General features: G+C 53.8%; 12 protein-coding genes and 1 tRNA gene. 8 read left to right on the top strand and 5 right to left on the bottom strand.

Annotated elements, in window-relative coordinates; all coding sequences use genetic code 11:
* Positions 1-32 precede the first annotated feature (32 nt).
* Positions 33-3,857 carry a putative Ig domain-containing protein gene (locus GWR55_RS00610; protein WP_238398547.1) on the bottom strand — a complete coding sequence of 1,275 codons (3,825 nt, stop codon included), beginning with the start codon at positions 3,855-3,857 and terminating at the stop codon, positions 33-35.
* 957 nt (positions 3,858-4,814) lie between these two features.
* Here GWR55_RS00610 and GWR55_RS00605 point away from each other — a divergent pair.
* The 4 genes from GWR55_RS00605 to GWR55_RS00590 all read left to right on the top strand — a co-directional run bounded on the left by GWR55_RS00605 (position 4,815) and on the right by GWR55_RS00590 (position 8,167).
* Positions 4,815-5,048 carry a hypothetical protein gene (locus GWR55_RS00605; RefSeq protein WP_162400527.1) on the top strand — a complete coding sequence of 78 codons (234 nt, stop codon included), beginning with the start codon at positions 4,815-4,817 and terminating at the stop codon, positions 5,046-5,048.
* Positions 5,049-5,330: 282 nt separating this feature from the next.
* Positions 5,331-5,774, top strand: a complete 444-nt coding sequence (locus tag GWR55_RS00600; RefSeq protein ID WP_162400526.1) for a nucleotidyl transferase AbiEii/AbiGii toxin family protein — start codon at positions 5,331-5,333, stop codon at positions 5,772-5,774.
* A 503-nt stretch (positions 5,775-6,277) separates the two neighbouring features.
* Positions 6,278-6,769 carry an FtsX-like permease family protein gene (locus GWR55_RS00595; RefSeq protein WP_238398546.1) on the top strand — a complete coding sequence of 164 codons (492 nt, stop codon included), beginning with the start codon at positions 6,278-6,280 and terminating at the stop codon, positions 6,767-6,769.
* A 9-nt stretch (positions 6,770-6,778) separates the two neighbouring features.
* Positions 6,779-8,167, top strand: coding sequence for an ABC transporter permease (locus GWR55_RS00590; protein ID WP_162400524.1), 1,389 nt, complete (start codon positions 6,779-6,781; stop codon positions 8,165-8,167).
* A 272-nt stretch (positions 8,168-8,439) separates the two neighbouring features.
* On the opposite strand, the gene GWR55_RS00585 is transcribed toward GWR55_RS00590, so the two are convergent.
* The 3 genes from GWR55_RS00585 to GWR55_RS00575 form a co-directional block, all read right to left on the bottom strand.
* Positions 8,440-8,985, bottom strand: coding sequence for a hypothetical protein (locus tag GWR55_RS00585; protein WP_162400523.1), 546 nt, complete (start codon positions 8,983-8,985; stop codon positions 8,440-8,442).
* Entirely contained in the window at positions 8,942-9,745 is an 804-nt protein-coding gene (locus GWR55_RS00580; RefSeq protein ID WP_162400522.1) for a serine/threonine-protein kinase, read from the bottom strand. Before GWR55_RS00580 ends, GWR55_RS00585 begins: the two co-directional genes overlap by 44 nt.
* Before the next feature lie 283 nt (positions 9,746-10,028).
* Positions 10,029-10,103 (bottom strand) — tRNA-Val (locus tag GWR55_RS00575).
* Positions 10,104-10,410: 307 nt separating this feature from the next.
* On the opposite strand from GWR55_RS00575, the gene GWR55_RS00570 reads away from it, so the two are divergent.
* From GWR55_RS00570 to GWR55_RS00555, 4 genes are all read left to right on the top strand, one after another.
* The gene (locus tag GWR55_RS00570; RefSeq protein WP_162400521.1) at positions 10,411-11,061 is read left to right on the top strand and encodes an RNA polymerase sigma factor; all 651 of its coding nucleotides are present in this window, start codon (positions 10,411-10,413) and stop codon (positions 11,059-11,061) included.
* A 68-nt stretch (positions 11,062-11,129) separates the two neighbouring features.
* Positions 11,130-11,636, top strand: coding sequence for a hypothetical protein (locus GWR55_RS00565; RefSeq protein WP_162400520.1), 507 nt, complete (start codon positions 11,130-11,132; stop codon positions 11,634-11,636).
* Positions 11,637-11,733: 97 nt separating this feature from the next.
* Positions 11,734-12,381 (top strand): DUF3106 domain-containing protein, encoded by a 648-nt coding sequence (locus tag GWR55_RS00560; RefSeq protein WP_162400519.1) that lies wholly within the window; start codon positions 11,734-11,736, stop codon positions 12,379-12,381.
* 227 nt (positions 12,382-12,608) lie between these two features.
* Positions 12,609-13,529, top strand: a complete 921-nt coding sequence (locus tag GWR55_RS00555; protein WP_370521259.1) for a proline dehydrogenase family protein — start codon at positions 12,609-12,611, stop codon at positions 13,527-13,529.
* A gap of 178 nt (positions 13,530-13,707) precedes the next feature.
* On the opposite strand, the gene GWR55_RS00550 is transcribed toward GWR55_RS00555, so the two are convergent.
* On the bottom strand, positions 13,708-14,541 hold the full coding sequence (locus tag GWR55_RS00550) for a dolichyl-phosphate beta-glucosyltransferase (protein WP_162403671.1): 834 nt from the start codon (positions 14,539-14,541) through the stop codon (positions 13,708-13,710).
* Positions 14,542-14,584 lie beyond the last annotated feature (43 nt).

Genomic DNA, 14,584 nt, shown 5'->3' with positions numbered 1-14,584 from the left:
GCTGAGTGCCCGGTGTTAGCCGATCTGGCAGCCTAGTAGAGCAACACAACGGATGGCGAAGTCGTCAACGGATTCGTATCGAGTAGAACGAATCGATCGGGATTGATCGCGTAAATAACCGATGTGCCCATAGTGAAGCGGCCAGCAGTCGCATCCGTCAGGGTGTAGTTAGAGGTGTTCGTTACGCCAAGTTGGAGCAGGTTGATAGTTCCGACGCCGACGTTCAGATCAAGGATAGAAGTTGCCTGCCCTGCTCCGTTCGCCGTGATGATGCCAGAACTATTGATGCTCGCCAGAGAACTGGCAGGAGCGGTTCCATAAACAAAGCTCCCATCGAAGGTTGCAGCGCTGAATGGTGCTCCGATCTGAGGTTCGAAGTTGCCGAGCCCAGCGTAGCCAGTCTCTAGGAAATAGCCCTGGCCGGGAGCGGCTAGATAAAACACACGTGGTGCCGGTGGATTGTCCAAACCAAGCGTCGCCAGAAGCGTGGCTATCAAACCAGTCGGTGGTGGATAATTGAGTACGCCGCGACCGCTGGTTCCAACAGTGCAAGTAGAGTTACCAGTAGATTGGTAAGTTCCTAATAGCGCCTGCACTATATTTGTGGGCAGTAACCCACCGAGTCCGGTGATCTGATTGACGAGTCCAGTTACGCCTGCAACATCCACATTTGTGGTGTTGCAGGTTCCTGCATTGGCGGTGGCGCGGAAGACGGTTGATGTCGAGAAGTTCAGCACATCCTGAAGCGTTGTGCCCAGGAGTCCTGGATTCGCCTGTGCATTCTCGTACCCGATGATCGGCCCACTCATTGAGGCATTGCTAAAGCTGCTTTGCGTCTGCAATTGAGCAGAGCCAGCAAGCAGGATATAGTCCGAGTGTTTGTCCGTGGACAATATAAATGCATGGTTCGCATCGACGAGATAGACCGCATAGTCTGACGGATAAACCCCGACAGGAGTGCCAGCCGTGTTCATCGTCAGTTGCAGACGGCCATTACCATCAGCAGTTCCGTAGCTACCCGACAAAGCTTCGCTTGCGAAGTTCGCCGTAGCGATATTGGCATCGCTTGTTCCACTGCTGATGGCTCCTGCTCCATTCGTTGTGAACTGTCCCACAGCGGCAGCCGGTCCTGCAATGACGCCAATCGTGCATGTAGGCAGGCAAGGCGTATCGCCGTGAAGCCCGAATGCATAGCTGCCGTTCAACCCAGCGGCAAAATCCGTAGGTTGCTGCGCAAGCAATGTGCCGGAGCCTTTCGTTCCCTGCAGCGAATTGTTGTCGAACTCGATTAGGTCTCCTTTGACAGAGATAGTCGAAGGCGCCACAGGAGCCTTGAGAGCAATGGCATAGGTGGAAGTTTTATCCGTCGTACCGTCGGCGTTCAGGGTAGTAATCGTCAACGAGCCGCGATGATCGGTCCCTATTTGGTAGGTTCCGAGGAATGTATTCGTGCTGATGGTTGTCCCTGAAGGATTAGACGTCTGATGGTTTGAGTCCAACTCTCCGCTATTCAATACTCCCGTGCCGTCTGCAGTGAAACTACCGACTGTCGCCGTTTTGTAAGCAAGAACACCGGCAAGCACATCGTCATAACCCTGGAAAAGATAGGCGTATGGTCCAGTCAACTCAGGATCATTCGGGGTTGTCGGATACACCACAAGTAAGACATACGCATTGGTTGCAGTCTGCGGTGTCGATTCGGTGTCTGTGACTGTTACCGTGAAGCTACTTGCTCCTGCTGCCGTTGGCGTGCCGGTGATCTCTCCTGTAGATGCAAGGTTCAGTCCTGCGGGCAGGCCGCCTGCAGTAATGCTGTAGGTATAAGGCGCTACTCCTCCAGTGGCATGGAGAGTCTGACTATAGGCCTGACCCAGCGTTGCATTCGGAAGAGATCCCGTAAGGCTGAGAGTTCCGACAGGCAGGACCTTGAGGGTGACCGGGCCAGTCGTTGTTTCGACTGGACTGCTTGAGTCAGTCGCCTTCACGGTTAGGTTAGATGTTCCCGCGCTTGTTGGTGTTCCGCTGATCGCACAGTTGGAAATCGTCAACCCTGCAGGCAAAGTCCCCGCTGTGATGGTGCAGACGTAAGGCCCCGTTCCACCCGTAACACCGATGGTGCCGGTGTAGGGAGTTCCGACCGTTGCGTCTGGAGGAGAAGTAAGGGTCAGGGTGGGAGCAGCAGCAGCGACGGTGAGGCTGACCGGGCCAGTGGTGGTTGCGACAGGACTACTGGAGTCAGTCGCTTTGACCGTGAGATTCGAGGTTCCCGCTGTTGTCGGCGTTCCGCTGACAACACATCCCGACAGGGTGAGTCCCGCCGGAAGAGTGCCGGCCGTGATCGTGCAAGCGTACGGTCCTGTTCCGCCACTGACGCCAATCGTTCCGGTGTAGGGCGTTCCAACAGTCCCATCTGGCGGCGAAGTGAGAGTAAGGGTGACCGTTGCAGGTAAGACAGTGAGGCTTACCGTCCCAGTCGTAGTTGCGACAGGATTGCTTGAGTCAGTGGCCTTCACGGTAAGGTGGGCCGTTCCTGCGACTGTAGGCGTACCGCTCACCACGCAGCCAGTCAGCGTCAGTCCGGCTGGAAGCGTGCCTCCTGTAATCATGCAGGTGTAAGGTGCCGTACCTCCCGCTACCCCGATGGTGCTGGTGTACGGCGTGCCTACGGTCGCATCCGGAAGAGACGACAAAGTGAGCGTCAAAGGGGCTGGTAGGACTGTCAGGCTGACCGGACCAGTCGTAGTTGCAACAGGATTGCTTGAGTCGGTTGCTTTCACCGTGAGGTTGGCTGTCCCTGCGACTGTGGGCGTACCGCTCACCACGCAGCCGGTCAGTGTTAGTCCGGCTGGAAGCGCGCCAGCGGTGATCGCGCAGGAGTAGGGCGCTGTTCCTCCGGCCACGCCGATCGTGCTGGTGTAGGGCGTTCCCACGGTCGCATTCGGAAGGGACGAAAGGGTAAGCGTCAAAGCCGCGGGTGAGACGGTGAGTGTAACCGGCCCAGTGACTGTCTCAGCAGGGTTGCTGGAATCAGTTACTTTGACAGTAATAGTAGATGTTCCCGGAGTGGTCGGTGTTCCACTGACCACGCATCCATTCAGAGTAAGTCCTGCGGGAAGCGTGCCCGCTGTAATCATGCAAGTATAGGGTGCCGTTCCACCTGTGGCTCCAATGGTTTCGGTGTAAGGAACCCCTACCGTTGCACCAGGCAAATTCGTCAAGGTGAGTGTAAGAGGTGGGATAGCCGCATTGATCGTGATGCTGAAGGGAGCGCTTGCCTGGGTGCCGGAAGCATCCTGTGCCTGGGCCGTAAAGGAAGATGCTCCCTGAGTAGTTGGCGTTCCTGCAATCACACCAGAGGAGGATGCCAGCGTAAGACCTGTAGGAAGCGCACCGGAGGTGATGCTCCATGAATAAGGTGCTGTTCCGCCTGTAGCCTGAAGTGAGGTCGCATACGCTGAGCCGACGGTTCCCGCAGGCGGATTGCCTCCAATGACAGTCAGCGGTCCTGATTGTCCACCGCCTTGCCCCGTAGAGATCACAATGGTTTCTGGCGCGGTAACGGCATATGGAATATCGCTCGAATCAGTAATTCGCACAACAAAGCTGGAAGTGCCTACGCTCGTAGGTGTTCCGGAGATGGTGCCGGTCGTCATGTCGAAGGTAAGGCCCGCCGGAAGTGAGCCACTCGCGATGCTCCACTTCAACGGAGCCGTTCCGCCAGCAGCAATCAGCGTGGCAGTATAAGCATTCCCAACTGTTCCAATGGGAGGCGTACCAGAAATGGTGGGAGCGGGATTGACCGTAATGCTTACCGTACTCTCATTCTTCGTCCCAGCAACCGCTGCGGTCAGCGTCAACTTTAATTGTGCTGTTATGCCTGTCGGTGCCGTGTAGGTTATCTCGGTGCCTTTTGTACTGGAAAGCGCCCCACAACCTCCTGCACTACACGCGCCGCTTGCAATTGACCAGGAAACAGCCGGATTTCCTGAGAGCTTAGAACTCACCAAGAAAGCCTGACCAGCATCGAGAGTGACCGAAGAGGCTGAGAGGCTTACGATCCCACCGCCTGCATATCCACTGGAACCGCATCCTGTCAAAACAACAAAGCACGCCATCAGAAGCATGAGCAAGACTGCGCTTCCCGCATGGATGGATAACGCCTGTACTGGAAAACAGCGCCGGCTTGAATCTGGATTCAAGGACTGCATTGACGTGATTGACATGAAAGGTCTCCTTGGGGTCTAGACGGCGATAGGTGAAAGTGTCGGATCGATATCCTTGATCAAACGAAACATCTGGTATGTGGTCTGGACGAGAAGAGATCGTGGCAAAAAAAATGTCAGGCGCGAATTTTCAGCAAAGTGGAGGAGCGGCATTAAAACGTCTCTGCTTGAGACATTGCGCTGAACGACAGTCTGTGAGGAAGGCACGGCTGACAGAAGCAACACCAATTTCTCCGAGGCACGGCAATCAAAACCGTAGAAGCTGTGCCAAAAGTAACCACAAACTTATGGCTTTTCCTTTATAGCTTCGGAAGGAGTATTTCGATCTGGCGGTGAAAAGATAAAGCCACGAATGGATATCACTGGTGATATCCAACTTGCCTTCTTTGACATATCTTGTGGAAAAGAGAGACACTTTAGCGCCCTGACATAAATAATTGTCTCTGCAATACGCATTCAAATTTAAAGAAATGCAGGACGGTCAATGTGCCACACTCATCGGAAAGAGCACAAAGGTAACCATATAAATTGCCAATCAAAATCCCAGGAAAAGTTCGCTGGATAAAAAATTGCAATCATTAGGGAGCTTTAATGAGCCTCGAATATAAGCGGAAGCAGAGCTTTCCACTCCGCCTATCTCTTTCGCTGCGTCAGCAAGCCAATGATTTGGCGCACGCGGAAGGAATATCGCTCAACCATTTCATCAGCCTTGCGGTGGCAGAAAAAATTAGCAGAATGGAGCAAACGTCTCGGGTAAACGAGCAGATGAGGCTGAAACATGCCAGCATTCATCGTTCGAACATTCAATTGGAAAGTCCGGTCTGATGGGGATCGAGCATTCAAATTACAACAACAAAACTCACCCATTTTGCAAAGTTCATATCTCATACTGCCGAGTAAATTCGGGGCTATACCTTGGCTTGTGGATATAATTCTCGGATAACATACATTTTCTCCGAGGAACTCAGCTATGTGCGCCAAACGCGCATCATTCAACGCCGCCGAGCGCGTCGTGAATCTCTTCGAGACAAATGGAGGCATCCTTCCGTACCCATCAGGCCATCAAGCTCGGCATATATCCCAGAACGCTCTAAGCCCTTCGCGACGATGCCAGGCTCGAAAGAATGGAGCGTGGCCTTTACAGGATTGCTGAATACAGTGCGTGTCCACATGCAGATCGACATTGGATTTGGGGACGTAGTGACGCCGGGGCCAGAACGATTCATCTATCCGACCCTCCTCGATTTTCCGGCACCGATTCTTTCAGGCTATAGCCTGGAGACTGTGATGGCGGAAAAACTCCAGGCGCACGTGCAACTGCGAATATTGAATACTCGAATGAAGGACTACTTTGATCTTTGGCTGCTCTCACAACAACCGGAATTGAATCGAGAGACGCTTGCCACGGCAATTGAACGAACCTTCAGTAATCGCAAGATTGAGATCGACAAAACGCTATTGGACTTTCCCCTGAATTTGGCAACGATCCGACCAAGCAGGTGCAATGAGGGCTTTTCTGAAACGCTCCGCACTTACCGAGGTACCAGATAGTCTCAACGAGGTAGTCGCAGAACTTTGGGCGCTTTTCGGACCGCTTTTTCAGAAGTTCACCTAACGCGAATTAAGCGCATCAATTCTCAAAATGAACTTTAGAGAAAATCTACGAACAATTCTTTCGGTGCCACCGAAAGCGCTTTCGCTAACTTTACGATGTTTTCGAACAGGGCCAGCGAAATGAGGTAACGACCATGAAAGAGGATTATGTTGACTGTCTGGAGCTAACGGGTAAGACAATTCAGCGATTTCGCATCCATAAAGATACAGGAGACGGGCCTGAGCTACAGATCGATCTAACGGACGGCACGAGTCTTTCCTATTCGGTCTGTTCTCAGATATCCACAAGGGCCACCTTATATAAAGGTGGCGCCGGTACGCCCGAAATTCACTGTGACTACTCCATTTAGGTATTTTCCTGGCCTTTAGAAGCGTCGTTATTCCCAATGGGAATAACGCTCTCTCGAAAAGTTATTGGACGTTTCTGTACGCAATCTTTGATGAAAGCTATTCAGCAACAAGTATCAATGGTGAACCCCAATGTACCTTTGGCGAGTAGTGAAACCCTGGGTTACCTCTACACGCAATCAATGGCGCGAACAACGTTTACACTTGTGATGCTTTGCGTCTCAGGAGGAATAGCGCTCCTTCTTGGCATTGTCGGGATCTACGGTGTCATGGCGTATTCCGTACCCCAGCGCACGCGCGAAATCGGGATTCGGATGGCGCTCGGAGCACAGCGTGGAGTTGTAGTGGGCGCGTTTGTACGACAAGGCATGTTGCTAACCATTTTGGGAATCGCAATCGGCTTGGTGACTGCGTTTGCAACGATGCGTTTCATGTCCGCGCTTCTCTATGGCGTCAGTGCTGAGGACCCGATTACTTACATCACGATAACGTGTGCTGTGGTCATAGCCGCTCTGCTTGCATGCTATTTGCCATCACGCCGGGCAGCAGCAGTTGATCCTGCGCTCGCCCTGCGGTCGGAATAGGAGTTTTCCATGAGTTGGTTCAAACAACTGCTTACGCGTCGCCGTCGGTATGACGAATTATCAGCGGCAATCCACGAGCATCTTGACGAAAAGATTGATGACCTGATGGATCGTGGCATGACCCGTGAGCAGGCTCAGAGAACCGCTCGCCGTGAGTTTGGCAATGCGACTCGAATTGAAGAGCGCAGTCGCGAAGTCTGGCAGTGGTCCGCCATCGAAAGCGTCTGGGCTGACATAAAGTATGCACTACGGAGATTGTGCAAGAGCCCAGGATTCACAATTACCGCGTTGCTGACTCTGGCACTAGGGATTGGGGCAAACACAGGAATTTTTACATTATTAGACACCGTACTGCTTAAGTCACTTCCTGTACCCCATCCCGAACAGCTCTTTCTCGTAAAGAAGAATGACCAAGCCGCCGAGAAGAGTCGCTTCTCTTATCCTCTTTTCGCCCGATTAGAGCAGCAATTGCCAAGCTCTTCTGACATCGCCGCAATGAGCTGGACCAATTCCATTTATATAGCCAATGGGAGCGAACCTCAGAATCGAGTGAACGGACAGCTTGTATCTGGTAACTATTTTCAAGTATTCGAGACACATCCAGCTTTAGGGAGATTGCTTACACGTGATGATGACAACGAATTGAGTGGTAGCCCCGTTGCCGTGCTCAGTTATGGGTACTGGCAACGCTCTTTTGCCAGTGACCCCACTGCGATTGGACGGAAAATCAGTATAAACGGTGTCCCATTCAGCATCGTGGGAGTGGCAGCACGAGGGTTCTTTGGAGCGCGTGAAGGCGCGGAACCTGATCTTTGGATGCCGCTAACAATGCAATCCGATATAAGGTACGCCGCTCATTACAGTAACGGCGCTTCTGCTGACATATCTAAACCCTGGATTCCACAAGAGAACATCCAATGGTTGCAGTTCGTCGTCCGCGTTAAGGATTCCTCCGTTGTTCCCGAGACGATAGCGGTGATGAATCAGCAATATTGGGAGGATCTCGAACTACAGAAACAAAGCGAACAAAGTCTTCAGCAGCGTCACGATTTGCCGAAACATCGGTTGGCGTTAGAGCCGGGGCAACAAGGTTTCGCAACCCTCAGGCGAGAGTTCAAGCAACCACTATTCTTGCTCATGGGAATGGCGGCGATGGTGTTGTTGATTGCCTGTGCTAACATTGCAAATCTCCTTTTGACGAGGGCAGCAGCAAACGAGCGTGCCGTTGCCGTGCAGCTTTCGATGGGTGCAAGCCGAGGACGTCTGATTCGACAGGTATTAACCGAATGCCTGCTGCTGTCAACGTGTGGTGGCATTTTAGGGATTGCGGTGGCATTTTGGTGTACCCATGTACTGCCGAAATGGGCATCAACGGGTGCTACATCTCCCCATTGGTGACAGCTACGCCGCTCTGAAAAATTGCTGTGTTGGTAAGAGTGTTTTGAACTTGAAAGGCGGTGAATTCCGCAGGAACGATAACGTCAGCGATACGTGTGACTGCCATGGGGGACTACCTCGAATGAGATTGGTTTCTTCATCCGGGGCAATCCGACTGGCTTGCACCGCACCGCGACTGCGATTTATGAACAATAGCGCATAGTTTTAGCGGAATGCAAGCGCTCCAGAAACAAAGACAGAGACGAACAAGCGGGGACAGTGGCGCGAAGAACTCACTCAGCACCCTCTAAGATTTCAACATCCGAGCCAAGGTACTCGGTGAGCTTTGTATGCCAATTATCTCGCGGCCAATGCACAACTTCTTCTATCACCATCAGCTTTCGTCTTATGGACGGTTCCAAATCCATCTCGATGATGATTCTGTCGATTAGGCCATTGTCAGCATTCTGGCCCAGCATACGCCCGACTTGGTACATCACGTGCCACCGATTATGCGAAACCGCTAGTTCCAGAGCTGCCAATACGATTAAACATTTCAGTCGAACAGGGCTGATCTGGTAAGCCGCAACGAGTCGGTCACCCACAACATCGCAGTAATCCCAGTCAAAGCCTGTCCCTGCTGCCCACTCGCAAATCAGACGCATCATCCTGCTGAACAGAACGCTATCGACATCAACAAGTTTCGCAAGGAGATCGCTATTGACCGAACGAAGTTTTTGTCCCTTAGTCCACCCAGTTGTCGCCTCCACTTGGAGGATGAAGTTTCTCCAGGCGTCAAAAGAAGACAGACTGAACCGCTTCCAGCGTGAAATCATCATCTTCTTCGGAGGAAGAAGCTTCCTCTGTCTGCCATAGATCGAAGAGGGCAGCTCTAAAGAACGCAACATTCTGGAATCTCTCTCGAGCGTCAACAGCGGTGCATTTCCCTAGTATTTCCGCATAAGGACCATCGAAGTGAATCTGCGCGAAGGGAACTCTCGAGGGCGAATCGCAAATCGTATCGTGGAGGATGCAACCAAGGGCAAAAATGTCCGCAACATCGGAGACATTATGGAAATCGTGAGCCTGCTCAGGCGCAGCGTAGTAGTGGCTGCCGAAAGCTGTGTGAGACCCTGTCAGTCGGGTCGTGTCCCGGACTGTTGGCAACACCAGACCGAAATCTGCAATGACCCATCTGTCACCTACCTTAAGAACATTTCCAGGTTTCAAGTCCCGATGTACATAGCCGAGCCGGTGCAACTCCTCGACTGCTGCAAGAATGTCTTGCCAAGCGGATTTATCGATGGTCGAACTTAAAACATCTTCGGCTATTTTCTTTTCGAACGATGCACTGGCAAGAGGCATCAAAAACCAAGGGGGCGTTGTGTCGAGATCGTATCGAAAAATTGGCATGATGTTGGGGTGTTTGATTCGCGATTGAATCTTTACCTCTCGGACAAATCTTCGCCTAAGTTTTTCTCTATCGGTTCCTGTCTGAATTTGAGGATCGAAGGTTTTTTTCGCGAAATGCTGCCCATCGATCTCTACCTTGTGAACAACGCCAAATCCACCACGATTAATTACTTCAACCTCACGCACCGATAGCCTCGTTCATCCGCTGGAGCGAATCAAGTTTTAGTGACGAATTCATCCTGCAAAGCTTCTCAAAATTTCGAGATGCTTTCGATTGGCAGATATGATCCCTTCACCAACTACGTTATTGGGGTATACCCCAACTTCATATACGACCTCGGAGGGATAAAGGTGCCTCCCGCGCCTGAGCCTTCCTGATCTATTGGGGTGGGGGGTGCACAGCCAGCACCGTCTATGACGTACGCATGACGTATGGCATTTGCGAATGGTATGTAAGTTGTTGATTCTATGGTGGGCACAGCAGGATTCGAACCTACGACTTCCACCGTGTGAAGGTGGCACTCTACCGCTGAGTTATGCGCCCTTTCGGGGTTGGCTGCAGGAGCACTCCTTTACAACAACCGAGATCCTGCCTTTCAGAAGAATAGCATCTCCAGCCCTGCACCCCAAAGTTTCCCGCAAGTCACTGAAAATCATGAAACTACGGCCTTACCTGCTATGCTTTCCTCGCTAGAACGATACAATCAGCTGAACTGTTGAGCATGCATCATCCTCCCCAGCCCGACCCTTCTCACCACGAACCTCCAGCTCCGGAGTCCGGATTTGAGAAAGATCCGCTGGCAGGCCCCGAACGAGCGCAACCTGAAAGCCCGGATGGGGTTACTAAAGGTATGGCGACGCTCGCAGTCAGTCCCACGTTGCTCGACGATCTCCGCACTGCGGAGCAACACCGTTCCCCCGGCGACTTTGCCGGCATGGACGATGCCGCGATCATGCTTCAGCTCCGTTCCGGCAACATGGCTGGCTTCGACTATCTCGTCCAGAAGTATCGCAGGCCCATCATTCACTTTATGTATCGCATGGTTCACAATCAGGCCGTCGCCGAGGAGCTCGCACAGGAGGTTTTTCTTCGCGTCTATCGTTCCCGTGAAACCTACCGGGCCGAAGCCCGCTTCAGCACCTGGCTCTATCGGATTGCCACGAACCTTGGCGTCAACCATGCTCGTGACACCCGCCATGAGCGCAATGCCTCGACCATCTATCTCGACCAGGTGGACTCCGAGACCGGAACGACACCCGACATTGCGGACTCCACTCCCGGCGCCGAAATCGGCCTTCTTCGGCGCGAGCGGCTTAAGGCCATCCGCGAGCATGTACTTGCTCTGCCCGAACGCCAACGCATGGCTGTTCTTATGCATAAGTACGAAGGCCTGGACTACAAACAGATCGGCGAGGTACTCAAGTTGAGCGAATCGGCGACAAAATCACTGCTCTTTCGCGCCTATCAGACTCTGCGCGTCAAGCTGAAAGACTTCATTTAGTCCCGGTTGGGACCTTTGCTGCACGTTTTTGGGTGGTGCAGCACGATGAGAGAATTGGAGAGAATCTCATGAACTGCCACAACTGCCAATCCGCGCTTCCGGATCTTCTGCTCGATCCGCATGCGCCCTCGACCGCGAAGGCCCGCGCCCACGTCGAATCCTGCGCCGAATGCAGGCAGGAGCTCGAATCTCTTCAGGCCACCATGTCGATGCTTGACGCCTGGAAGGTGCCTGAGCCTTCTCCCTATTTCGACCAGAAGCTCGCCGCGCTAGTGCGCGAAGAGCAGTCCCGGCCGCCTGCAGGCTGGTTTGAGCGCATACGCTCTCACCTGCTCTTCAACACCGGCCGCCAGTTCCGTCCGGCCCTTGCAGGCGCGCTCGCTCTCGCCCTTCTCATTGGCGGCGGAGCCTTCGCCGATCTTTCCAATGCGCACCTTTGGCATCATGCGCCGGCATCTGCTTCGGCGACGGTCACCGATCTCGAAGTTCTGGATAATAACGATCAGGCCCTTCAGACCATGGATCAGCTCTTCCAGGATGAAAACTCGCCCGATGATTCCATTCCGTCGAGTTAGCGCCCTTCCGATCCCGTCTCTGGTCATTGAAAGGAGCCGGACAAAGTAAGCTTTTTAATCAGAGTTCATATCGCTTCCCATGAAGTGATCCCGGTTTATGAGCCTGTTCTTCAAAATCCGCCATGCTCTCCCTGCAGCGCTCGCGGCACTGTTGATAACCGGTTTTGTCCCTCCTGTCACCGCCCAGCAGCCCAGACCGGCTCCGCGCACGTCTCCTTCTCCGCACAACTCTCCGCAACCTGGATTTCCGGGGATTCATCACCCCGGAAAGAACCAGGAGCATCTGCTGCAGTGGATGGACCGGCACAACAATCTCACTCCGGACCAACAGCAGAAGGCACTCGAGCGCGAACCGGGATTCCACGACCTTCCCGCGCCGACGCAAAATCGTATGCGGGAACGGCTTTCGCAACTTAACAATATGAGCCCCGATCGGCGACGCCGCTGGCTCGAGCGTAATGAGGCCATCGCTCAACTTGCGCCACAGCAGCGCCAACAGGTCCGCGACACCATGAAGCAGTTTCGCGACCTTCCTCCGGATCGCAGGCATCAGGTCGCTCGGGCCTTCCGCGAGCTTCGTGACCTCCCTCCGGATCAGCAGCAAAATCTACTCCGATCTGATCGCTACCGAAACCAGTTCTCTCCCCAGGAAGTAGATGCGATCTCTGGCTTGATCTCGATTGAGCCCTATCATGTCATCATGCCCAACCGGCATGAGCAGCCGGAGAACACTCCGCAGCATTAGGGAAACGCGGATCAACCCTCTCCGGAGAGAGCAAGAGGCCATGAGAAGCCGTCATTTTGCCTCTGAGCGAAGTCGAAGGCGAAGAATCCCTGTATTTTTCCCATGGAGAACCTATGGTGCTTCGAGCAAAATGGGATTCCGAATCAGCTAATCCTTGTCAAAATAAACCTAACTTCAGCAATTTCAATACGTGAGAAGATCGCAGTGCAGAGAAATGGCTGAGGTCAGTGCCTTTGCTTCGATCCTTCTTTATCGCGCTCTCGCAGAACAGGGCGCTCCGAAGCTTCGCGGAACGCTCTTCCGTTGGCCGGAAGATGTCGAGCCGGTTCGTCGCCGGGATGACCGTCGAGGACGCGATCGCCGCCTGTGAGCGGCTGAACCGCGAGGGAATCGCAGCGACGTTGGATTCGCTCGGCGAGAGTGTCACGAAAGAGACTGAGGCGCGACGCTCGGCTGATGTCTATCATCAACTACTGGACGCGATTGCGGCACACAGCCTGAATGCCAACGTGAGCGTAAAGCTCTCGCAGATGGGGATGGACTTTGACCCGGGGCTCGCGGAGACGATCGTCGGCGAACTGGTCGAACACGCCTCGCGCGTGGATTCCTTCGTTCGGATCGACATGGAAGGAAGTCCCTATACCGAAGCTACGATCTCCATGACCGAGCACCTGCAGTCCAGGAGCAGAGATCGCGTCGGCACAGTGCTGCAGGCATATCTATATAGGACCGAGACAGATGCTGAGCGTCTGCTGGACCAGAGAATCCGTATCCGGTTGTGCAAGGGCGCATACAAGGAGCCGCCGGAGATCGCCTTCCCCGACAAGAAGGATGTCGATACCAACTACGGAAAACTGGCTCGGCGAATGATGACCTCAGGCGTCTTTTGCGGAATCGCAACCCACGACGAGGCAATCGTCGAAAGCCTGTTGACCTTTGTCCGCGAGCGAAGTGTTTCCAAAGACACTTTCGAGTTCCAGATGCTCTATGGCATTCGGCGGGACCTGCAGCGGCGGCTGGTCAGGATGGGATTTGGAGTAAGGGTGTACGTTCCCTTCGGACCCGAGTGGTATCCATACTTCATGCGGCGGCTTGCGGAGCGACCGGCAAACGTGATCTTCCTGCTGAAGAACCTGCTTCAGTCTTAAGGAGACCCTGATTAAAGTCCAGTTTTGTTAAGGGCACGGCTTCAGCCGTGCCGCAAGTGATTTGCTTGCAATGCGGCTTTAGCCGCTAAGGGAATGTTCGGAGACTTAATCGGATCTTCCTCTTTAAGGGAGGACCGCTTGAGGTTGCTGACGTCAAAGATCAAACAGCACCTATGGATTACTTGGTAACGCCGGAGTCCTGTGTCGTATGCGCGACCACAGGCGGAGTCAAACGCACAGGCCGCGTGACCATGGACGTCGTGTCTTTCATCTCCGCAATCGCCTTGTCGTACCTGCCGGCAAGAGAGTTCGACCGGATAATCGCCATCTCTTCCAGCATCTTCAAGCCATCGCGCAAATAGCTCAGGCGGGTACGCTCGTCATGCCCCCAGGTCACCGGGACCTCGCGAATCTCGTAGCCGAGCTTCTGCGCGATAAATAGGATCTCCGGGTCGAAGCCCCAGCGCTCGATCGTTTGCAACCGGAAGATGACCTGGGCCGCGGAACGCCGAAATGCCTTGAATCCGCACTGTGTATCTTTGAACGGCAGCCCCATCACAGTACGCGTAATCCAGTTGAAGCAGCGTCCGAAAAACTGCCGGTAGAGCGGCTGATGAATGGTCTGGCGCGCGCGGTCAAGCCAGCGGGAGCCGATCGCGACATCCGCGCCTTCATAAATGGCGTGGAACAACCGCTCCGCTTCTTCCATCGGCGCCGAAAGGTCGGCATCGGTAAACATCACGATCTCGCCGGCTGCCTGCAGCAGCCCGTTCCGGACCGAGTAACCCTTGCCACGATTTCCCGGATTCTGAACCAGGTGGAGACGGGGGTATGCTTCCATCCACCGCTCGACGATTGAGGCGGTGTTATCGGTCGAGCCGTCATCGACGACGAGAACTTCGGCGTCCCACCCTCTTTGCTCCGCGCAGGAAAAGATACGATCCAGCGCATTCTCGATGCGAGCGCCTTCGTTGTAGGCGGGAACGACGATACTGATCTCAGGGTGCGCCATGGCGCGGTCCGGCCCTCCCGGGGAAAAATCCTGCATGACGACA

The sequence above is a fragment of the Edaphobacter sp. 12200R-103 genome (assembly GCF_010093025.1).
In the GTDB taxonomy this organism is placed as follows: domain Bacteria; phylum Acidobacteriota; class Terriglobia; order Terriglobales; family Acidobacteriaceae; genus Edaphobacter.
The sequence above is the reverse complement of the archived record's forward strand: the minus strand, read 5'-3'. Positions and strand labels throughout refer to the sequence as shown.